Raw genomic sequence first — 19,890 nt, forward strand, 5'->3', positions numbered from 1 at the left:
GTCTTCCCCCCGAGCTGTCGAGTCACAGCGTTGTTATTTCACCACCAGCGTGTCGATAATCCGCTGAACCAGCGCCTGGTGCGCCTCCGGCGTTTTGGCCGGTGACAGCATTTGCAACGTCACCACCCTTTTATTCAATACCGTCAGCACAAAAGTGGAGAGTACCTTTTGCCCATTGACGCTTTGCTCGGTATCCAGCCGATGGAACTTCTGCTTGCCGACGATGAAGTTCTCTTCTTTGGTGGTCTTGATATTCTGATAGCGGTCGGCCAGCTCGGTGATGATGCTTTGCGTCAAATCTTTCAGCATTTTATCGCTGGTGTTGAGCTTCATGTCGTCAGGCGGGACCACTTCGGAAGAGACGGTGCTCTGGCGTGTCTTGCCGTCGAGGAAACGCTGAATGGTGGATTTGCTGTCGTTGACGATGCCGCTGTTCTGGGTCTGATCGCTGAACCCCGCCGGCAGTAAAAAGGTCACGTTACCCCTTTGCAGCGATACCTTCAGCCCCACAGGCTCGCTTTCCACCGGTGGCGGTGGCGGCGCAATGGGCTGCGTGACGATCGGCTTGGGGTCCGGCTTAGGTACTGCCGGTTTGGTGTCTTCCTTGTTGTCACAGGCCGACAGCCCGATCGCCAGAACGGCGACCGCCGTGAGTTTCGCAATGGTCTTCAACATCGTCCGTCCCTTTTCTTTCGCGTTGCGCGTCATTGCGTAAACGTAGCAACTCGCCCCTGTGAATGCCAGATGCGCAGTCTGAAATTAATCATCTGGCCACTCGTAAGGGGCAAATACCGACGTTTTGCGATTTACTCCCCCGGGAACAGAAACGGGTTGATGCTGCTGCGGGCAAAACCTTCGTCTTCCAGCTTGGCGTCGAGCACCAGCGAGGCCAGATCGTCGGCCACCGCTTCGATATGCGGGTCCTTTTCCTGATACAGAATCTTCAGGTAAGTGCCGCAGTCGCCGCAGCTTTCCGCTTTCACCGCCGCCAGCTCGCTGTCCAGCGACCAGTAATTCAGATCGCGGGTTTGCTCGCAGTTGCTGCATTTTATCCGCACCACGTGCCACTCGCTTTCGCACAGGTTGCAGTGCAAATAGCGCAGGCCGCTGACGGTGCCGATATGCACCACGCTGGAGACCGGAATGCTGCCGCACACCGGGCAGAACTGGCGATGCTCGCCATATTCCGCACGCGCCTTGCCGGGGATCAGGCTTGCCATTTGCGCCCAGTAAAGCGACAGCGCGGCCCAGATGAACGGCGCTTTCTCGCTGCCGATCTTGCCGAACTCGCGGTTGAGCAAGGCGTCGGCCATCAGCTCCAGCTCATGCGCTGACGCCTTTTCCAGGTTATCCAGCACCGCCAGAATGTGTTCCGGCGCCTGCGGACGCAGCTCGGCGATCAACGAGCCCAGCAGCCGGTGCCAATGCTCGCTGCGCGGATAGACGCTCAAATCCAGCGGCGGCTTGCCGCTGGCCGCGCCCTGCTGCAGCGCTTCGGTCAGATCCAACTGCAGCGGGTTGTCGTGCAGCGCATGGTGCTGCGCCTCGGCCAGTTGTGCGGCGAAGTTCAGGTAGTCGCCCAGCGGGTTGTCCGTCGCCAGCTTGCGCAGGCGCTCGGCGCGGCGGCTGTAGAGGCTTTTCAAATTGGCGAAAAGTAACGGCGGAATTGTCTCCGCCGTTGTGGACTTCTCGCGCTGTGCCCCTAACTGCTCTTTAGGAACGATGCGGATGCTCATCAGGGTTTGTCTTCCTGTTGTTTCTCGCGGACCTCTCGGTACCAGCGCGGATGATGTTTTTTAGCCCAGGCCGCAGGCACCCAGCCTTCGACCATCGCGGTGATAGTGCCTTTTACCCACAGCGCGGCGTAAATGTGCACCATTATCACGATGATCAGGCCGACCGCCGCCAGCGAATGCACCAGCAGCGCGATGCGGATCAGCGGTATCGGGAACGACGGCGCAAAGTACGGCCGCCAGATCACCACACCGCTGGCCAACAGCAGCACCAGGCTGACGATAGCTGCCCAGAATACGCACTTCTGACCGAAATTATAACGCCCGGTATCGCCCACTTCCTCGTTCATGGCGATTTTGTGGATGTTTTTGGCCCAGACGATGTCTTCGCGGTTGATCAGATTATGCTTCCAGTAGCGCAGGAACATCAGCAGGAAGGCCGCAAACATGAAAGCGCCGACAAAGGGGTGCAGGATGCGCGCCAGCTGCGGCGTACCTAAGATGTTCATCAGCCAGTTGAAGGAGGGGAAAAAGAACCCCAGCCCGCTGATGGCCGCGAACACGAAACAGAACGCCACAATCCAGTGGTTAATCCGCTCCGGCGCGCTGTAGCGCTGAATCCGCTTTTCCTTCTTCATTTGCGCGTCTCCTCATCGTGCAGCTCGTCGTTGTCTTCCTCTTCGACGCGGTTTGGCCCGACGCCGACATAGTGGAACACGCTGGCTGCAAAGGTGGCGGCAAAGCCGATGGCCGCCAGGGGTTTCCACACGCCTTTCCAGAACGTGATCGCCGGGCTGATGGTCGGGTTATTCGGCAAACCGTGATACAGCTGCGGTTTGTCGGCGTGGTGCAGCACATACATCACGTGGGTGCCGCCCACGCCCGCCGGATCGTACAGACCGGCGTTCTGATAACCGCGGGTGTTCAGCTCGCCGACGCGCTCGGCGGCAATCTGCTTCATCGCGTCCTTGGTGCCGAAATGAATCGCGCCGGTCGGGCAGGTCTTCACGCAGGCCGGTTCCTGGCCGACATCGACGCGGTCGACGCACAGGGTGCATTTGTACACCCGGTTGTCGTCCTTGTTCATGCGCGGCACGTCGAACGGGCAGCCGGCGATGCAGTAGCCGCAGCCGATGCAGTGCTCGGACTGGAAGTCGACGATGCCGTTGGCGTACTGAATGATTGCGCCTTCCGACGGGCAAGCCTTCAGGCAACCCGGATCGGCGCAGTGCATGCAGCCGTCCTTGCGGATCAACCATTCCAGCTTGCCGTTTTCCTCCACTTCGGAGAAGCGCATGACCGTCCACGACTTGGCGGTCAGATCGGCGGGGTTATCGTACACCCCGACGTTGCTGCCGATTTCATCGCGGATGTCGTTCCATTCGGAACAAGCCACCTGACAGGCCTTGCAGCCGATACAGGTGGTGACATCGATAAGTTTGGCCACTTCTTCCTGATGGTCACGGGCGCGCGGGGCCGGCGTGAAACCATTGGTGGCGGATTTACGAATGATGTCCTGAGATTGCATTGCCATAATTCGTCTCCGTTACACCTTTTCCACGTTAACCAGGAACGCCTTGAACTCCGGCGTTTGCGTGTTGGCATCGCCGACAAACGGCGTCAGCGTGTTGGCGATAAAGCCTTTCTTCGCCACCCCTTCGTAACCCCAGTGGATCGGGATACCGATGGTGTCGACATCCTGGCCGTTCACCTGCAAAGTACGGATACGCTTGGTCACCACCGCCTTGGCCTTGATATAGCCGCGGTTGGAGCTGACTTTCACCGTATCGCCGTGCTTGATGCCTTTTTTCTCCGCCAGCTTCTCGCCGATCTCCACAAACTGCTCCGGCTGCGCGATCGCATTGAGCTGCGCGTGCTTGGTCCAGTAGTGGAAGTGCTCGGTCAGACGATAGGTGGTGCCGACATACGGGAACTTGTCGGAAGTGCCCATCGCCGCCAGATCGTCCTTGAACACACGCGCCGCCGGGTTGGACACCACGTTCGGGTGCAGCGGGTTGGTGCCGAGCGGCGTTTCGAACGGCTCGTAGTGCTCAGGGAACGGCCCTTCCGCCATTTTGTCGGTGGCGAACAGGCGGCCCATGCCTTCCGGCTGCATGATAAACGGCCCGACGTCGCTGCCCGGCGCGGCGGCGCTGTAGTCCGGGATATCCACCCCGCCCCACTTGGCGCCGTCCCACTCCAGCAACTGACGTTTCGGATCCCAGGGTTTCCCCTGCGGGTCGGCCGAAGCGCGGTTATACAGAATGCGGCGGTTGAGCGGCCAGGCCCAGGCCCAACCCAGCGTGTTGCCGAGGCCGGACGGATCGGCGTTATCGCGCCGCGCCATCTGGTTGCCGGCCGGCGTCCAGCTGCCGGCGAAGATCCAACAGCCGCTGGCGGTGGTGCCGTCGTCGCGCAGGTGGGCGAAGGTGCTGAGCTGTTCGCCCTTTTTCGCCAGCACTTTGCCGTCGGCGTCGAGAATGTCCGCCAGCGCCTTGCCGTTGCTTTCCATCGCCACTTCTTCCGAAGCGGGGTTTTCCGGCGTCAGGTAATCCCAGGTCATGTTCAGCACCTGTTCAGGCACCGCGCCGCCGTCGCGCGCGTACATCTCGCGCAGGCGGATGAAAATGCCCGCCAGGATTTCCCCGTCGTTCATCGCCTCACCCGGGGCGTCCGCGCCTTTCCAGTGCCACTGCAGCCAGCGGCCGGAGTTGACGATCGAGCCGTTTTCTTCGGCAAAGCAGGTGGACGGCAGGCGGAACACCTCGGTCTGAATCTTCGACGGATCGACGTCGTTGAACTCGCCGTGGTTCTGCCAGAAGTTGGAGGTCTCGGTGTTGAGCGGATCTATGGTCACCAGGAACTTCAGCTTCGACAGCGAGGCCACGACCTTGTTTTTGTTCGGGAACGACGCGACCGGGTTAAAGCCCTGGCAGAAATAGCCGTTGACCTTCCCTTGCGACATCATCTCGAAGTACTGCAGTACGTCGTAGCCTTTGTCCCACTTCGGCAACCAGTCAAAGCCCCAGTCGTTGTCCTTCTGCGCCTTGTCGCCGTAGAAGCTCTTCATCATGCTGACGAAGAATTTCGGGTAGTTGCTCCAGTAGTTCACCTGGCCCGGCAGCAGCGCCTTCGGCGTGTTGGCCTTCAGGTAGGTGTCGATATCCGTCTGTTTCTCCGACGGCAGCGTCATATAGCCCGGCAGGCTTTGCGACAGCAGGCCCAGATCGGTCAGGCCCTGGATATTGGAGTGGCCGCGCAGCGCGTTGACGCCGCCGCCCGCCATGCCCATGTTGCCGAGCAGCAGCTGGATCATCGCCATGGTGCGGATGTTCTGCGCGCCGACCGAGTGCTGAGTCCAGCCCAGGGCGTAGAGGAACGACGCGGTTTTATCCGCCACGCAGGTTTCGGCGATGTATTCGCAGACCTTGATGAAATCCTCGGTCGGCGTGCCGCAGATATTGTTCACCACCTCCGGCGTATAGCGGCTGACGTGCTGTTTGAGCATGTTCCACACGCAACGCGGATCCTGCAACGTGACGTCGCGCTTGGCGAAGCCATTCTCGTCGAGCTGATAATTCCAGGTGGTTTTGTCGTATTTGCGGTTTTCCGCGTCGTAGCCGCTGAACAGGCCGTCTTCGAAGGTAAAGTCTTCCCGCACCAGCAGGCTGGCGTTGGTATAGGCCTCGACGTACTCGCGGTTGATCTTGTTGTTGGTGATCAGGTACAGCAGGACGCCCGACAGGAAAGCGATGTCGGTCCCGGAACGGATCGGCGTGTAGAAATCCGCCACCGATGCGGTACGGGTAAAGCGCGGATCGATGACGATCAGCTTGGCTTTATTGTGAATTTTGGCTTCCATCGCCCAGCGGAACCCCACCGGATGCGCTTCCGCCGCATTACCGCCCATGACGATAATCAGATTCGCGTTCTTGATATCAACCCAGTGGTTGGTCATCGCACCGCGACCAAATGTTGGAGCAAGACTTGCTACCGTTGGTCCGTGTCAGACACGCGCCTGGTTATCTACGGCAAGCATGCCGAGAGCGCGACTAAATTTTTGGGTTAAATATCCGGTTTCGTTACTGGAGGCGGAGGCACACAGCATGCCGGTGCTCAGCCAGCGGTTGACGGTGACGCCCTGTTCGTTGGTTTTCACGAAGTTGGCGTCACGGTCTTCCTTCATCAGTTTGGCGATGCGGGTAAAGGCATCGTCCCAGGTAATGCGCTGCCATTTATCTGAACCCGGCGCACGATACTCCGGGAACTGGAGACGGCTTGCGCTGTGGATGAAGTCGACCAGCCCCGCGCCTTTCGGGCAAAGCGCGCCGCGGTTTACCGGGTGATCCGGGTCCCCTTCAATGTGGAATATGCTTTCTTTGGCGTTTTTGGCGCCATCACCAAGGCTGTACATCAACAGCCCACAGCCGACGGAACAATACGTACAGGTATTACGGGTTTCACGGGCGCGCAGCAGTTTGTACTGCCGGGTCTCCGCTAACGCCACTTCCGGGGCAAAGCCCAGTGCGGCTACCGTCGTTCCTGCCATACCGCCAGCGCAGATCTTAAAGAACTGCCTTCTGCTGACCTGCATGGGGGTCTCCTTTCACTCTCGATTGTCACATTGTTTCAAATGGCGCTTTCCCCCTTGACGCGGGAAGCGCTAAAATTGATTTTGTTTTTTACGCGGCAATATTACCACAGCGTATATGGGGTTGTTACAAACAGGTGCCAGTTAAGTGAACACTATAAACCCAGAGCAGCACATAAATGAGACCCCGCTCACAGGGGTGACCCAGGCCCAGGTTTATCAGCGCGGGCAGCTCGCCACCGCGCAGCCGGACTGGCTGGCGGAAGAAGTGCCGGTCGCCCTGGTCTATAACGGCATCTCTCACGTGGTGATGATGTGCACGCCAAAAGATCTGGAGGCATTCGCCCTGGGTTTTTCGCTGTCCGAAGGCATTATCGAGTCACCGCGCGATATCTACAGTATAGAGATTAACCAAACCTGTAACGGGCTGGAGGTGCAAATAGAGCTCTCCAGCCGCCGCTTTGCCGGGTTGAAGGAGCGCCGCCGCGCCATGGCGGGCCGCACCGGCTGCGGCGTGTGCGGCATCGAGCAGTTGGCGGACATCTTCCGCCCGCTGCCTGCGCTGCCGTTCACCCAACGCTTTTCTCTCGCCAACCTCGACCACGCGCTGAGGCAGCTCAAGCAGGTGCAGAGCGTCGGGCAGCTCACCGGCTGTACCCACGCCGCCAGCTGGATTTCGCCGCAGGGTGACCTGTTGGGCGGCTGTGAAGACGTCGGCCGCCACGTAGCGCTCGACAAGTTGCTCGGCGTGCGCGCGAAGCAAGATTGGCAACAGGGCGCGATCCTGGTCTCCAGCCGCGCCAGCTATGAAATGGTACAAAAATCCGCGATGTGCGGCGTCGAGATCCTGTTCGTGGTTTCCGCTGCCACCTCGTTGGCGGTGGAAATCGCCGAGCGCAGCAACCTGACGCTGGTCGGTTTCAGCAAACCCGGCCGCGCCACGGTGTTTACTCACCCGCAGCGCATTGTGGATTAATTTAATCCCTTACATTAAGTAGGGCATTGATAATCATTTTCAAGATCATTTAATTAACTATAATGATCCGACTGCTTACGCGGTGCTCGCACCTTGCGCCGCCCATACCCCACTGGAGATGATGATTATGAGTTATTCACTGCCATCCCTGCCGTACGCCTACGACGCACTGGAACCGCATTTCGACAAGCAGACGATGGAAATCCATCACACCAAACACCACCAGACTTACGTCAACAACGCGAACACCGTGCTGGAAGCGTACCCTGAGCTGGCTTCGCTGAGCGTTGAAGCGCTGATCCAGGATCTGGATAAAGTGCCTGCCGACAAGCGCACTTTCATGCGTAACAACGCCGGCGGCCACGCTAACCACAGCCTGTTCTGGAAAGGCCTGAAAATCGGTACCACGCTGGGTGGCGATCTGAAAGCCGCTATCGAGCGCGATTTCGGCAGCGTCGAGAAATTCCAGGAAGAGTTCGAGAAAGCCGCAGCGACCCGCTTCGGTTCAGGTTGGGCCTGGCTGGTGCTGAAAGGCGACAAACTGGCCGTGGTGTCTACCGCTAACCAGGACAGCCCGCTGATGGGCGAAGCCGTTGCCGGCGCTTCAGGCTTCCCAATCCTGGGCCTGGACGTGTGGGAACACGCTTACTACCTGAAATATCAGAACAAACGCCCAGACTACATCAAAGCGTTCTGGAACGTGGTTAACTGGGACGAAGCGGCAGCACGCTTCGCTGCGAAGAAGTAATTCGCCCCCAACACTGATGATGCCCGCGTAAAGCGGGCATTTTTTTGCCCAAAATCCGCTAAAGTTTGACCGCCCTTTGCCGATGGTTTGTTCAATAGAGGTTCGCCCACAAAGGAAAAATAATATGGCGGCATTGCAAACACTGGCAGGAAAGTTCGTTCATCTCACCGTGGGTAAAAAGCTCGGCCTCGGATTCGGTCTGATGTTACTGCTTACGGCGGTCATCGCCGGCACCGGCGCACAATACCTGAATATCATCGAATCCCGCGCCGACCGCATCGATTTCAGCAACCGGCTTAATGACGAAATCAATCAGGCCAAATATAACCGTGCGCTGTTCGGCCAGACCTACCGGCCCGAGTACCTGAAGAATAACCGCGCCAATATCGAAAACGCGGTGCGGTTGATCAGCCAGGGCCAGGCGCTGGACTGGGATGCCCAAAGCCGGCAAGACTTGCAGCGCCTGGTGGTATTGATCGGCCAATACCAGCAACAGCAAAATGCCTTCGAAAAGGCGGTAGCGGCGAAAGACGCGGTACGCCAAAGCTGGAACATGTCGGAAGTGCAAGACAGCCTGAATCAGGTAGAGCGCCAACTGACCAATGGCGACCTGCAACTGGCTTTTGTGCAGTTGAATCAGAAACTGACCCTGGTGCGCTACGACGCACGCGGCCTGTTGTTGAGCCTGAACCGTGAATCCGAAGCGCCGCTGTTAGCGGCGATTGATGACGCGCGCAGCACGGCAAACGCCCTCAGCCGACGGCTCAGCGATGCCCAGCGCCCCCTGCTGCAACCGCTGTTGAGCGCGCTCGACGACTACAAAAACCGAATCGAAGCTTACCTGCCGGCTTATGAACAGGAACAGCAGATCAGCCAGCGGCTGGGGGACAGCGCTCAGGAGGTCGGTACGCTGGTCAACGCCTTTATGCAGGACGAACTGGCGCAAACCCACAACGATATTAATGCGGCGCAGCTGCAGATGGGCATCACCACGCTGATTGCCATTATCGCCGGGTTGCTGATTGCCTGGCGCATCACGCTGCAAATCACCCGGCCACTGCGCAGCACTCTGGCGCTGGCGGAACGCATCGCCAACGGCGATCTGCGCCAGGCGCAGACCAGCACCCGCCGCGATGAACTGGGCCAGTTGCTGAATGCGGTGGCGGCGATGAGCCGAAACCTGCGCGATATGATTGAGAAAATCCAGATGGGGGTCAGCCAGGTCTCTACCGCTGCGGCGGAGATTGCCGCAGGCAACACCGATTTGTCCTCTCGCACCGAACAGCAGGCGGCGGCGGTAGAGGAGACCGCCGCCAGCATGGAGCAATTGACCGCCACGGTGAAGCAGAACGCCGAAAACGCCCACCACGCCAACCAACTGGCTACCGACGCTTCGCAAACCGCCCAACAGGGCGGTAAGCTGGTAGAGAACGTGGTCAGCACCATGCGCGATATTTCCAGCAGCTCGCGACGAATCGCCGAAATTACCACCCTGATTAACGGTATTGCCTTCCAGACCAATATTCTGGCGCTCAATGCCGCAGTAGAAGCTGCGCGCGCCGGCGAACAGGGGCGCGGCTTCTCGGTGGTGGCCAGCGAGGTTCGTAATCTGGCACAACGCAGTGCCCAAGCGGCAAAAGAGATCGAAGGGCTGATCGCCGAATCGGTCAGCCGGGTGCAAACCGGCACCACCCTGGTGGAGAATACCGGCAGCACCATGGAGCAAATCGTCCTCTCGGTGACCCACGTGCGCGACATCATGGCGGAGATCGCCGCCGCCTCCGACGAGCAAACCCGCGGTATCGCCCAGATCGGCCAGGCGATTGTCGAAATGGATCATACCACCCAGCAGAACGCCGCACTGGTGGAGGAATCCGCCGCCGCCGCCGACTCGCTGGAAGAGCAGGCTGACATGCTGCTGCAAAGCGTCTCGGTATTCCGCCTGGCGGAGCAGAAAGCCCCCGCCGCCGTGGCAAAAGCCAGCGCGCCAAAAGCCCCGGTGATTAAAGCGCGGTCAGCGGCAGCGCAAGACAACTGGACCACGTTCTGATGCACCTCCCCGCCCGGTTATTTTCGGGCGGGATGTTCTGTCCCTCCCGATCAACTCAGGCTATGCTGAACCTCTGACGCAAAGAACGGAGGCGCATATGCATCACCCTGAGGTTTATATCGGCACCATCCAGCCTTATGACGGCGGGCGGCCCAGCGGCATCGCCAAACGCCTGGTGGAGGGCGCCATCAAGCTGACCCCGCTCGGCCTGGAAGGCGACGAGCAGGCGGAAAAAAGCTATCACGGCGGGCCGGACCGCGCTTTGTGCCACTATCCGCGCGAACATTACGCCCACTGGCGGGAACAGTTTCCTGCACAGGCGGAACAGTTTTGCGCGCCGGCTTTCGGCGAGAATATTTCCACGCTGGGGCTGACCGAGCACAACGTGTTTATGGGCGATATCTTCCGCTGGGGCGAGGCATTGATTCAGGTCACCCAGCCACGCTCTCCCTGCTTCAAACTCAACTACCACTTCGCGATCGACGACATCTCGGTGCTGATGCAGCAAAGCGGCCGTTGCGGCTGGCTGTACCGGGTGGTGTCCGCCGGTGCCGTCAGCGGCGATCGTCCGCTGGAACTGGTGATGCGCAGCAGCGACGTCTCGGTGGCCGACGCCATCGGCATTGCCTGGCATATGCCGTTCGATGAAGAGCAGTATCGCCGCTTGCTGGCGGTAGCCGGGCTGTCCGCCAGTTGGAGTAAAACCATGCTGGCGCGCATCACGACGGGCCATATCGAAAACGTTAACCGCCGTCTGCTGGGCCGTTGAAAAAGACCGGCCGCTAGACTGTTGTGCAACCTCTTTCAGGCAGGAGCAAAAGTTATGACCACCCCCTCTCCGATCCACCACGCCGCAGCCGTTGGTTATCAGGCCAATGCCGACCGCTACGTGAAAGGGCGACCGGATTATCCGCCGGAGATCGCCATCTGGCTGCGTGAGGTTATCGGCCTGCACGCCGGCATGACGGTTGTCGACCTCGGCGCCGGCACCGGCAAATTCACCCCGCGTCTGCTGGAAACCGGTGCGCAGGTGATCGCCGTCGAACCGGTAGCGCAAATGCTGGAAAAACTGTCGGCCGCGCTGCCGCAGGTGAAAACGCTGGCGGGCACCGCCGAGTCGATTCCGCTGCCGGACGAATCGGTCGATGCCGTAGTCTGCGCGCAGTCCTTCCACTGGTTCGCCACGCCTCAGGCGCTGGCTGAAATTCAGCGTATCCTCAAGCCCGGCGGCAAGTTCGGCCTGGTGTGGAATATGCGCGATGCGCGCGTGAGCTGGGTGCGCAAGCTGAATCAGATTGTCGACAGACACGAAGGCGACGCGCCGCGTTTCTACACTGGCGAATGGCGCAAACTGTTTCCGGTCAAGGGGTTCGAAGCGTTGCAGGAGCAGGTGTTTATGTTCGGCCACCAGGGCGCAGCAGAAGATGTTATTTACAACCGGGTGCGCTCAACCAGCTTTATCGCCGCCTTGCCGCCGCAACGGCAGGAAGAGGTGATCGATCAGATTCGCCAGTTGGTGGCGGAGGAAGGGGAATTGCAGGGCAAGGAAACAGTGATCGTGCCCTATCAAACCAAGGCGTATTTCACGACCAAGCGATGAAATACCGGGCGTCGCAGGGCGGCGCCCGGGTGAATCAGAAAGCTTTTTTGGCGTAGCCGGTGACCACTTTCAGGCCCATCTCACGGCCCAGTGCGGTCATCGGGTGCACCACGATCAGGCCGCGTGCGCTTTTCTTCAACGACCCCATGTCCGCCTGCTCTTTCTTGGTGATTTCACGGCTGAAGGGCAGTTGGCTCAGCTTCTGCGCTTCCGCACTCAGCTTCTCGACGCGCACGCCTTTCAGACGTTCGATTTCCGTCGCCAGCTTCTCTTTTTCTTTGGTGTGCTGGGCAATCAGGTCGACATTGCCCTGTTGGATCACCGCCGTGTCTTTGTGATTCAGTGCGTCCAGCAGGTCGCTAAGGCGCTTAATCTCTGCCTTTTCTTTCTCTTTCATGGTTTATGGCCTGTTTGTGCCTGTGCGGCACGCTAATCAACGATGCCCACATTGTAGCAAAATGTGCACGCAGTTACTCGCCTTGCTCGATTCCCGGCGGCAACCCGCTCATCTCGCAGGCTTTCGCCCCCACGCGCGCCAACGCCTGGGTATAACGTGCATTAAACGGATAGCAGCAAGAGAGCCGCAGCCCGTTGCGGTAGCGGCCGCTGGGGGAGTACAAGGTGCCCGGCGTCAGGCAGATTTGTTCCTCCAGCAACTGGTGGAACAGCGCCACGCTGTCGACCCTGGCCGGAAACTCGACCCAGAACACAAAACCGCCCGCCGGCTGCGTCGCCCGCGTGCCACGCGGGAAATGGCGGGCAATCAAGGCCCGTGCCGCCTCCACTTGGGCGGCGTAGCGCTTACGCAGGTTGCGTAAATGGTGATCGTAGCCGCCGGTTTCCAGGAACATCGCCAGCGTTTCCGACAACAGCTGTGATTCCGCCATCGATGACACCGCTTTCAGCTTGCGCAGCGCTTCGTTGAAACGCCCACCGGCGATCCAACCGATGCGGAAATCCGGCGCCAGCGTCTTGGTAAAGCTGGAGCAAAACAGCACCCAGCCGTCGCGATCGAAAGATTTCACCGCCGGCGACAGCGCGCCGCCGAACTGAATCTCGGCGTACAGCCCGTCTTCAATCAGCGGTACCTGATGATCGTTCATCAGCCGCGCCAACCGCTTTTTGGCCGCCAGCGGCATGGTGCACCCCAGCGGATTCTGCACCGTTGGCATGGCGATCACCGCATCCAGCCGTTTCTCATTCAACAGCAGCTCCAGCGCGTCCAGCGACAGGCCATGCTGCGGATCGGTCGGGATTTCCAGCGCCTTCAGCCCCAGGCTGGCCAGCAGCGGCAGCAGATAAAAATAGGTCGGCGACTCCAGCCCAATACAGTCGCCCGGCTTGGTGGTGACACGCAACGCCAGTTGCAGCGCCTCCATGCAGCCGTGGGTCAGGGTGACATCGCCAGGTTCCACCAGCATGCCCAGTGTCATCGAACGGCGGGCGATCTGCTGGCGCAGCCGCAAACTGCCGGGCGGCAACGCGTACTTACCGATCAGATCGGGCTGGCGACGCAGCTGCGACGACAGCATCCGCCCCAGTTTGCCGCCCGGATAAAAATCGGAGGTTTGTGGGCAGGCCAACGACAGGTTGGTGAACGCCGGGTTCTGCTGGGCGGCAAACACCGTGTCGATCAGCGCCAGCACGTCGTCCGCCGGCGGCTCTATTCGGCTACTGGGCTGCGAGGCGGCTTTCAGCGCCGGCAACGTGCTGCGCACATAGAAGCCGGACTGCGGCCGTGCTTCGATCAGCCCACGGTCTTCCAACGCACGGTAGGCCGCCACCACGGTATTGATGCTGACGCTGTGGGTCTGCGCGCAGCGGCGCACCGAAGGCAAACGGCTGCCGGGCAGCAGCGTGCCGCGGCGAATGGCCTGTGCCAGGGTATCCGCCAGTTGCTGATAACGCGTTTCAGGCATTTCATCGAGCAGGGTCACAGTTTCTCTCCAGGTAATGGGTACAGTTTACTTCTTGCAAAACTGTACCCATAACAATAGCGGGTTTCTGGTTCTGTCACCATCCGCTCGCAGGTTTTATGCTGGTTCCCTTGCTACTGTGTCGTTTAAGGAACCCGTTATGCTGGACTCCGCCTTTATCAGTTATGTCACGGTGATGTCGATCACCCCCGGCCCCAACAACCTGCTGCTGGCCTCTTCCGGGGTCAACTTCGGCCTGCGCCGCACCCTGCCGATGGTGTTCGGCATCAGCCTGGGTTGTGGGGTACAGTTGGCCCTGACCACCAGCCTGCTGGCGTTGGTGCTCAGTTGGGCCGGAGCGATACGTTTCCCGCTGGCGGTGATTGGCTGCGCCTATTTACTGTGGTTGTCGTGGAAGCTGTTCCAGGCGACCTCGCCGGATGCCAAACAGCAGGCGCAACCAATGCGGTTGCTCAACGGCGCGCTGTTCCAGGCGGTGAACCCCAAAGCCTGGTTGATGGCCATTAACATCGCAATCCTGTTCACCCCGCGCGAAGGGACCAGCCTTAGCCACACGCTAATGCTCGTTGCCGGCTTTGTCGCCTTGAATATCCCTTGCGTGCTGGTGTGGGCGGCGCTGGGCGATCGCCTGCGCGTTGCGCTGCGCGTCACCTGGAAGCTGCGGTTGTTTAACGCGACGATGGCGGGTTTGATGGCGGTAACGGCGTTGTGGCTGTTGTTCGATGAGTGGCGCGCGGCCTTTGCTTAACCGCGGCCGAGAGGAGAAAGCCGGGACGGCTGTTTGGCGCCGATGCCGGCGATCAGATCGGTAATCGACAGCACCATGGTGGAACGCACCACCTGCTGGTATCGCTGGCGCTGCATGGCGATCAGCGATTCTTCCGCTTCGCCGGGCTGCAGAAAAGTCGGCACCGGCGGCAGCGCGGCCACGCAGTGAAGTTCGCCGAACGGGCCGAGGATTTCATCGTCGACAAAGCGGTATTCCGAGCCGTCGTGATTGAGCTCTTCGCGCATCGCCATCAGCAGTTCGGCATCTTCGTACTCATGACGCGAGATAACGCCCAGCCCGTACATCAGCTTAAGGCGCACCGACAGCTCACCCAAGGGGCCGGCGCCGGACAATAGCGGCTCAACGGCATACTTCACCGCATAGTCGTCCTTGCGGAACACCTGCACCACCAGCACGTCAAGCGCTTCCGCCAGCAGCTCTACCGCTGCGATCAGAAAACTGCGCACCGTCTTGCCTGCGTTCAGCTTTTCCAGAACCTGATTTTCAAATGCCTGTGGCTCGATCATCGTCGCTTTTCGAATGGCCTGGGAGATGCCGTCAATGCTGAAGTCGGGGTATAGGGGCGCAGCTTGCCGCGCCCGTGGATTCGTCATACTGAATCTACTTTTGCATGGCGTTATACACAGCAACCGCCTGTTCTACAACCTCACTTTCAACCGGCAAGCCGGAAATTTGCGCCAGAGCCGCTTTTGGCCCCAGTTTGGCCAGCAACGCCACCAGCTCTTGCGCCTGCGGATCCTGCTCGCTGCGGTAGCTCATGGCGGCGGCGATGCCCTGGATCAGGTTGTCGTGCGGCAGGCCATATTCCAGCGTGCCCAGCAGAGGTTTGATCAGGCGGTCACCGGCGCTCAGTTTACGCAGCGGCTGGCGGCCCACGCGCTCGACATCATCGTGCAGATACGGGTTTTCAAAGCGGCTGAGGATTTTGTCGATGTAGGCGGCGTGCTTGTCGGCGTCAAAGCCGTAGCGTTTGATCAACACCGCACCGCTCTCTTCCATCGCGCCTTTCACCACGCGGCGGATGGCCGAGTCGAGGATCGCATCACGAATGGTCAGCAGACCGGCCTGTTGGCCAAGGTAAGCGGTGATGGCGTGGCCGGTATTGAGCGTAAACAGCTTGCGTTCGACAAAGGCCATCAGGTTATCGGTCAGTTCCATGCCGGCGATCGCCAGTGGCTGCCCCTTGAACTGGGTCTGATCGACAATCCATTCGCTGAAGGTTTCTACCGTCACTTCCAACGGATCGTTGCTGCCCGCTTCCGCCGGCGGCACGATGCGGTCCACCGCCGAATCGACAAAACCGATATGCTGTTCGACCCACGCCTGCTCATCTTGCGGCAGCGCGTCGAACACGTGCTGTTTTAACTGGCTGGTGCCGCGCACCATGTTCTCGCAGGCGATGATGTTCAGCGGCTGAGTGTTGCCCTGCTGATGGCGTTTGATCAGCCCTTTGGCGACAGTGCCGGCAATTTTAGCCAGGATCTGCGGGCCGACGGCGGTGGTCACGATGTCCGCTTCGGCGATCAGCGCCACCGCTTCTTCGCTGCCGCTGTTAACCGCGCTGACGTTATTCACGCTCTCAACCCGAGCCTGCTCACCCACGACGTGAACCTGATAGCTTTTGCGGCTGTTCAGCAAGTCCAGCACGGTTTGGTTAACGTCGGCAAAGGTCAGTTCGGCGTGCGCGTCCGCCAGCAGTTTGCCGATAAAGCCACGCCCAATATTCCCTGCACCGAAATGTAATGCTTTCATATTCCTACCTTTCCAATGTCGAAGGGTGCAGCAAGCTGCACCCTTTAAAATGATTCTGTTATCCGACTTTTTTGCCACCCAGCAGGTCCAGCACTTCCTGCACACTGGTGGTATTCGCCAACCGCTCGATGACGCCTTCATCATCCAACGCATTGGTCAGGCTGGTGATCACCTGGATATGTTCGTTGTTGCGGGCGGCAATACCGATAACCAACCGCGCCACTTCATCCTCTTCATCCCCGAAACGCACGCCCTGCGGATACTGGCAGAACACCACGCCGGTGCGCAGCACCCGATCTTTGGCTTCGATGGTGCCATGCGGCACCGCGATCGACTCGCCCAGATAGGTGGAGGTGAGTTTTTCACGCTCCAGCATCGCCGGGACGTATTCCGGCTCTACGTAGCCGCCTTTAACCAGCTGCTCGCCGGCGAAGCGTATCGCCTGCTCTTTGTCGCTGGCTTGCAGGTTAAGGAACACGTTGCTTTCGCTCAGTTTGAACAGGTTTTGCTCGGTCGCTTCAAAGCTGTCGTCCAACGTGTTGATGACTTTTTGCTGGTTGTCGGTGGTTTTGTTGGCCGCCACCAGGCGTTCGGTCAGATCGCTGTACAGCTTGCTGTCGAGGAAGTTGGTCAGCGAGATGTGCTGGGCCTGCGGCGCATGACGCATCGCACGCTCGGTCAGATCGCGGTGGGTGATCACCAGATCCACATCGTCCGGCAGGCTGTTGATGGCGCTGTTGGTCACGGAGATGTTTTTCAGCCCGGCGTCCGCCACTTTTTTGCGCAGCACGCCAGCGCCCATGGCGCTGGAGCCCATACCCGCATCGCAGGCGACGATGATTTTACGTACGGTTGTCAAATCGCCGTCCACAGCAGCTTGTACTGCGGCACCGCCTTTAGCCTGAGATTTCATCTCCTGCATGCGGCGGGTCGCTTCTTCCAGATCGTCCTCGTCCTTCACTTTGGAGGTTTTCAGCAGGAAAGCGGAGACCACGAAGGACACGGCGAAGGCCGCCGCCACCGCCGCGATATTGGCGAAGTAAGCGCCTTTCGGCGTCATCGCCAGCACCGCCAGGATGGAGCCAGGCGAAGCCGGAGAAACCAGGCCGCCGTTCAGCATGGTGAGCGTGAACACGCCGGTCATGCCGCCCAGAATCACCGCCAACAGCAGGCGCGGGTTCATCAGCACGTACGGGAAGTAAATTTCGTGGATACCGCCAAGGAAGTGAATGATCGCCGCACCGCCGGCAGACTGCTTGGCGCTGCCACGGCCGAAGAACATGTAAGCCATCAGCACACCCATGCCCGGGCCCGGGTTGGCTTCAATCAGGAAGAACACCGACTTGCCGGCCTCTGTCGCCTGCTGGATGCCCAACGGCGAGAAGATACCGTGGTTGATGGCGTTGTTCAGGAACAGGATTTTCGCCGGCTCGACGAAGATGGACGCCAGCGGCAACAGGTTGTTCACCACCATGACGTGCACGCCGGCCGCAAGCAGCTTGGACAGCACTTCAACCAGCGGCCCGATACCCAGGAAGGCCAAAATCGCCAGCAGCATACCGATAATGCCGGCCGAGAAGTTGTTCACCAGCATCTCGAAACCGCTTTTGATTTTGCCGTCGACCCAGCGGTCAAAATGCTTGATTGCCCAGCCGCCCAAGGGACCGGCGATCATTGCACCGAGGAACATCGGCATGTCAGCACCGACGATCACCCCCATGGTGGTGATGGCACCGACCACACCGCCGCGATCGCCGCCCACCAGACGCCCGCCGGTGAAACCGATCAGCAACGGCAGCAGGTAGGTGATCATCGGGCCAACCAGTTTGGCCAGAGTTGCATTCGGCAGCCAGCCGGTAGGAATGAATAACGCGGTAATGATACCCCAGGCGATAAAGGCGCCAATGTTGGGCATCACCATGTTGCTCAGGAAGCGGCCAAAGTTTTGAACTTTGACTTTGATGTCTGGTGAAAACATAGAACACACCCCTATTGTTACGCGCTGACAATAGAGCGCGTGATTATTGTTGTTACGATCCAGCCGTGTTGGTGCTGTCTGCGAGTGGACTCTATCACGCTGTTTTTACCACGCGAACCTCACGGAAATTTCGTGATACACGTCACACCAAACATCCCATACACCGGGCACTTATAGTGATATTCGTCACAATTACTCCGTGTAAAAAAAACACAACGAGAACAAAACCTGCGTAAATGCACAAAAATAGTGATTAACATCACACTTTAAAGTCGCGTGTTTGTTTTTAAATTGTGACATTAATCACAATTTATTTTATCGGTGACTACCGAATCCTGGTTTGGGGAAGACCTTCCCTGTGAGCACTCATCCCGTAGGGAAATAGCGACGTGATGAATGTAAGAAAACTACATGACGAAATACGATGATGAATTGAGTGTAGTACAGAAGCGATGGGGAAGAAGTGAGCAAGCTATTGGAAAGCCGGGGGGATAAATAACAGAAGCCGGCAAGCCGGCCTCTTAAAAACAATTACTGGGTCACGCTCGCGACGGTTTTCTGTGCATTCAGCAAATCCTGCTGCTTGGCCACCAGATTCGACATCATGGTGTTGTATTGCGTTGCCTGCTGCGAAGTACGGAACTGCACACCGTTATTGTTAAAGCTCACCTGATTGCCCTGAGTGCGCAGGAAATCCCCGACCTGCACCAGATCCTGAACGAAACTGGCGGTGGTAGGGATAACCGGCATCAGCGCATTGGCCGGCCCGGTGACAATCTTGTCATACACTTGATTATAAACGGCTTTCAGATCGTCAGGTTGCTTCAGCGCCGCCCGGGAGGTGTCCGCCTGTGACTTGGCAGACTGAATCTGCTGGCCCAGCAGGTTCAACGCCCCAACGGATTGCTGTAGCGAATCGCGCTTGCTCATGTAATCCTGCGCGGTGCGGATCTGGTTAATCTGATCCAACGCCGGCGTCAGGCTGGCATCCAGCGATTTAGACAACTGCTGTGAAAAACCGACCAGGATGGCGTAATCACCGGCATAGTTGCCGAATTTCTGCTTCTGATCTTCGCTCAGCGTCGGGATTTTCGCGCCGCTGCGCATAACCGTATTCTGTAAGTAATCAACAAACGCCTTGCGTTGTTCCGGCTCTTTATCGCCGCAGGCAGTCAATTGCATGACCACCAACAATGCCAATACCGGGGCCAACCAACGCGCGAAAACTCTGCTCTGGATCCCTACCGCCATGTGACATAACTCCTGTTATAAACCTGCTTTCTCATCGGACTCCGTCCCTTTTGTTGCACTCCGTGCGCCTATAAGAATAGATCAACTGCGTGCGATCCGATACGCGATTCACCATTCGGTTGCGATTCTGTGGCGAAAGGCCGCTCATGGGCGGTAACGGGGACTCTGTCACACGCACCGACTGCGCACCCTTTGTGGAGTTTATGCTGGAGATGATTTTGCGGGCGCTGGAGCAAAGTCTTACCCCCCAAGTCCCCCCCCAAGTCGGCGAGCTGTTAGCGGCGCTAAAGGGAGAGATGTCGCGCGAGGCCATTCAGAGCGCTCTGCAACTGCAGGATCGGAAATCTTTCCGCGAACGTTATCTGCAACCTGCGCTGAATGCTGGATGGATCGAAATGACGCTACCGGATAAACCCAACAGCCGTCTGCAAAAATACCGACTCACCGCAGAAGGCGCAGCACAGCGCCGCCGGCAATAGAAAAG

18 protein-coding genes are annotated in these 19,890 nt (G+C 58.9%); 7 read left to right on the plus strand and 11 right to left on the minus strand.

All coding sequences use genetic code 11. From position 1 onward, the window contains the following. Nucleotides 1–33 precede the first annotated feature (33 nt). The 5 genes from ACUTQW_RS17550 to fdnG form a co-directional block, all read right to left on the minus strand. Nucleotides 34–675 (minus strand): DcrB-related protein, encoded by a 642-nt coding sequence (locus ACUTQW_RS17550; protein WP_006322920.1) that lies wholly within the window; start codon nt 673–675, stop codon nt 34–36. A gap of 131 nt (nt 676–806) precedes the next feature. Then, nucleotides 807–1,736 (minus strand): formate dehydrogenase accessory protein FdhE, encoded by a 930-nt coding sequence (fdhE, locus tag ACUTQW_RS17555; protein ID WP_004950679.1) that lies wholly within the window; start codon nt 1,734–1,736, stop codon nt 807–809. Next, the gene (fdoI, locus tag ACUTQW_RS17560; RefSeq protein ID WP_004950677.1) at nt 1,736–2,371 is read right to left on the minus strand and encodes a formate dehydrogenase cytochrome b556 subunit; all 636 of its coding nucleotides are present in this window, start codon (nt 2,369–2,371) and stop codon (nt 1,736–1,738) included. The genes fdhE and fdoI overlap by 1 nt, the downstream gene beginning before the upstream one ends. Continuing rightward, nucleotides 2,368–3,267 (minus strand): formate dehydrogenase subunit beta, encoded by a 900-nt coding sequence (gene fdxH / locus ACUTQW_RS17565; protein ID WP_004950673.1) that lies wholly within the window; start codon nt 3,265–3,267, stop codon nt 2,368–2,370. The genes fdoI and fdxH overlap by 4 nt, the downstream gene beginning before the upstream one ends. A gap of 12 nt (nt 3,268–3,279) precedes the next feature. After that, complete coding sequence (gene fdnG, locus ACUTQW_RS17570) at nt 3,280–6,327, minus strand: formate dehydrogenase-N subunit alpha (RefSeq protein WP_144080219.1); 3,048 nt, start codon at nt 6,325–6,327, stop codon at nt 3,280–3,282. Nucleotides 6,328–6,472: 145 nt separating this feature from the next. Between fdnG and fdhD the strand changes: the two genes are divergently transcribed. The 5 genes from fdhD to ACUTQW_RS17595 all read left to right on the plus strand — a co-directional run bounded on the left by fdhD (nt 6,473) and on the right by ACUTQW_RS17595 (nt 11,698). Continuing rightward, on the plus strand, nt 6,473–7,300 hold the full coding sequence (fdhD, locus tag ACUTQW_RS17575) for a formate dehydrogenase accessory sulfurtransferase FdhD (RefSeq protein ID WP_020438258.1): 828 nt from the start codon (nt 6,473–6,475) through the stop codon (nt 7,298–7,300). Nucleotides 7,301–7,427: 127 nt separating this feature from the next. Further along, nucleotides 7,428–8,048 carry a superoxide dismutase [Mn] gene (sodA, locus tag ACUTQW_RS17580; RefSeq protein WP_004950661.1) on the plus strand — a complete coding sequence of 207 codons (621 nt, stop codon included), beginning with the start codon at nt 7,428–7,430 and terminating at the stop codon, nt 8,046–8,048. Between the two features lie 124 nt (nt 8,049–8,172). Next, nucleotides 8,173–10,098, plus strand: coding sequence for a methyl-accepting chemotaxis protein (locus ACUTQW_RS17585; protein ID WP_004950658.1), 1,926 nt, complete (start codon nt 8,173–8,175; stop codon nt 10,096–10,098). 97 nt (nt 10,099–10,195) lie between these two features. Continuing rightward, nucleotides 10,196–10,867, plus strand: a complete 672-nt coding sequence (gene yiiM, locus ACUTQW_RS17590) for a 6-hydroxyaminopurine reductase (protein ID WP_006322911.1) — start codon at nt 10,196–10,198, stop codon at nt 10,865–10,867. A gap of 54 nt (nt 10,868–10,921) precedes the next feature. Beyond that, nucleotides 10,922–11,698 carry a class I SAM-dependent methyltransferase gene (locus tag ACUTQW_RS17595; RefSeq protein WP_198640613.1) on the plus strand — a complete coding sequence of 259 codons (777 nt, stop codon included), beginning with the start codon at nt 10,922–10,924 and terminating at the stop codon, nt 11,696–11,698. A 34-nt stretch (nt 11,699–11,732) separates the two neighbouring features. On the opposite strand, the gene ACUTQW_RS17600 is transcribed toward ACUTQW_RS17595, so the two are convergent. Continuing rightward, entirely contained in the window at nt 11,733–12,095 is a 363-nt protein-coding gene (locus ACUTQW_RS17600) for a YibL family ribosome-associated protein (RefSeq protein ID WP_004950649.1), read from the minus strand. A gap of 73 nt (nt 12,096–12,168) precedes the next feature. After that, nucleotides 12,169–13,635, minus strand: coding sequence for an aminotransferase-like domain-containing protein (locus tag ACUTQW_RS17605; RefSeq protein ID WP_006322906.1), 1,467 nt, complete (start codon nt 13,633–13,635; stop codon nt 12,169–12,171). Between the two features lie 139 nt (nt 13,636–13,774). Here ACUTQW_RS17605 and ACUTQW_RS17610 point away from each other — a divergent pair, with 139 nt between their 5' ends. Next, nucleotides 13,775–14,383 (plus strand): LysE family translocator, encoded by a 609-nt coding sequence (locus ACUTQW_RS17610; RefSeq protein WP_020438254.1) that lies wholly within the window; start codon nt 13,775–13,777, stop codon nt 14,381–14,383. Here the strand turns inward: ACUTQW_RS17610 and ACUTQW_RS17615 are convergent. The 4 genes from ACUTQW_RS17615 to ACUTQW_RS17630 form a co-directional block, all read right to left on the minus strand. After that, nucleotides 14,380–14,931 (minus strand): MltR family transcriptional regulator, encoded by a 552-nt coding sequence (locus ACUTQW_RS17615; protein ID WP_006322902.1) that lies wholly within the window; start codon nt 14,929–14,931, stop codon nt 14,380–14,382. The genes ACUTQW_RS17610 and ACUTQW_RS17615 overlap by 4 nt on opposite strands. A 94-nt stretch (nt 14,932–15,025) precedes the next feature. After that, on the minus strand, nt 15,026–16,177 hold the full coding sequence (locus tag ACUTQW_RS17620; protein ID WP_020438253.1) for a mannitol-1-phosphate 5-dehydrogenase: 1,152 nt from the start codon (nt 16,175–16,177) through the stop codon (nt 15,026–15,028). Between the two features lie 58 nt (nt 16,178–16,235). Next, nucleotides 16,236–18,155 (minus strand): PTS mannitol transporter subunit IICBA, encoded by a 1,920-nt coding sequence (locus ACUTQW_RS17625; protein ID WP_020438252.1) that lies wholly within the window; start codon nt 18,153–18,155, stop codon nt 16,236–16,238. Between the two features lie 531 nt (nt 18,156–18,686). Continuing rightward, complete coding sequence (locus ACUTQW_RS17630) at nt 18,687–19,406, minus strand: DUF3053 domain-containing protein (RefSeq protein WP_004950637.1); 720 nt, start codon at nt 19,404–19,406, stop codon at nt 18,687–18,689. A gap of 146 nt (nt 19,407–19,552) precedes the next feature. Between ACUTQW_RS17630 and ACUTQW_RS17635 the strand changes: the two genes are divergently transcribed. Further along, nucleotides 19,553–19,885, plus strand: coding sequence for a Fic family protein (locus ACUTQW_RS17635; RefSeq protein WP_445654925.1), 333 nt, complete (start codon nt 19,553–19,555; stop codon nt 19,883–19,885). Nucleotides 19,886–19,890: the final 5 nt, after the last annotated feature.

The sequence above is a fragment of the Serratia sp. TSA_7 genome (assembly GCF_052692135.1).

Excerpts from the sequence above, each read along its gene's own strand:
- ACUTQW_RS17550 (WP_006322920.1), bottom strand. The coding sequence starts at position 675 with ATGTTGAAGACCATTGCGAAACTCACGGCGGTCGCCGTTCTGGCGATC.
- fdhE (WP_004950679.1), bottom strand. The coding sequence starts at position 1,736 with ATGAGCATCCGCATCGTTCCTAAAGAGCAGTTAGGGGCACAGCGCGAG.
- fdoI (WP_004950677.1), bottom strand. The coding sequence starts at position 2,371 with ATGAAGAAGGAAAAGCGGATTCAGCGCTACAGCGCGCCGGAGCGGATT.
- fdxH (WP_004950673.1), bottom strand. The coding sequence starts at position 3,267 with ATGGCAATGCAATCTCAGGACATCATTCGTAAATCCGCCACCAATGGT.
- sodA (WP_004950661.1), top strand. The coding sequence starts at position 7,428 with ATGAGTTATTCACTGCCATCCCTGCCGTACGCCTACGACGCACTGGAA.
- ACUTQW_RS17585 (WP_004950658.1), top strand. The coding sequence starts at position 8,173 with ATGGCGGCATTGCAAACACTGGCAGGAAAGTTCGTTCATCTCACCGTG.
- yiiM (WP_006322911.1), top strand. The coding sequence starts at position 10,196 with ATGCATCACCCTGAGGTTTATATCGGCACCATCCAGCCTTATGACGGC.
- ACUTQW_RS17595 (WP_198640613.1), top strand. The coding sequence starts at position 10,922 with ATGACCACCCCCTCTCCGATCCACCACGCCGCAGCCGTTGGTTATCAG.
- ACUTQW_RS17600 (WP_004950649.1), bottom strand. The coding sequence starts at position 12,095 with ATGAAAGAGAAAGAAAAGGCAGAGATTAAGCGCCTTAGCGACCTGCTG.
- ACUTQW_RS17610 (WP_020438254.1), top strand. The coding sequence starts at position 13,775 with ATGCTGGACTCCGCCTTTATCAGTTATGTCACGGTGATGTCGATCACC.
- ACUTQW_RS17615 (WP_006322902.1), bottom strand. The coding sequence starts at position 14,931 with ATGATCGAGCCACAGGCATTTGAAAATCAGGTTCTGGAAAAGCTGAAC.
- ACUTQW_RS17620 (WP_020438253.1), bottom strand. The coding sequence starts at position 16,177 with ATGAAAGCATTACATTTCGGTGCAGGGAATATTGGGCGTGGCTTTATC.
- ACUTQW_RS17625 (WP_020438252.1), bottom strand. The coding sequence starts at position 18,155 with ATGTTTTCACCAGACATCAAAGTCAAAGTTCAAAACTTTGGCCGCTTC.
- ACUTQW_RS17630 (WP_004950637.1), bottom strand. The coding sequence starts at position 19,406 with ATGGCGGTAGGGATCCAGAGCAGAGTTTTCGCGCGTTGGTTGGCCCCG.
- ACUTQW_RS17635 (WP_445654925.1), top strand. The coding sequence starts at position 19,553 with ATGGGCGGTAACGGGGACTCTGTCACACGCACCGACTGCGCACCCTTT.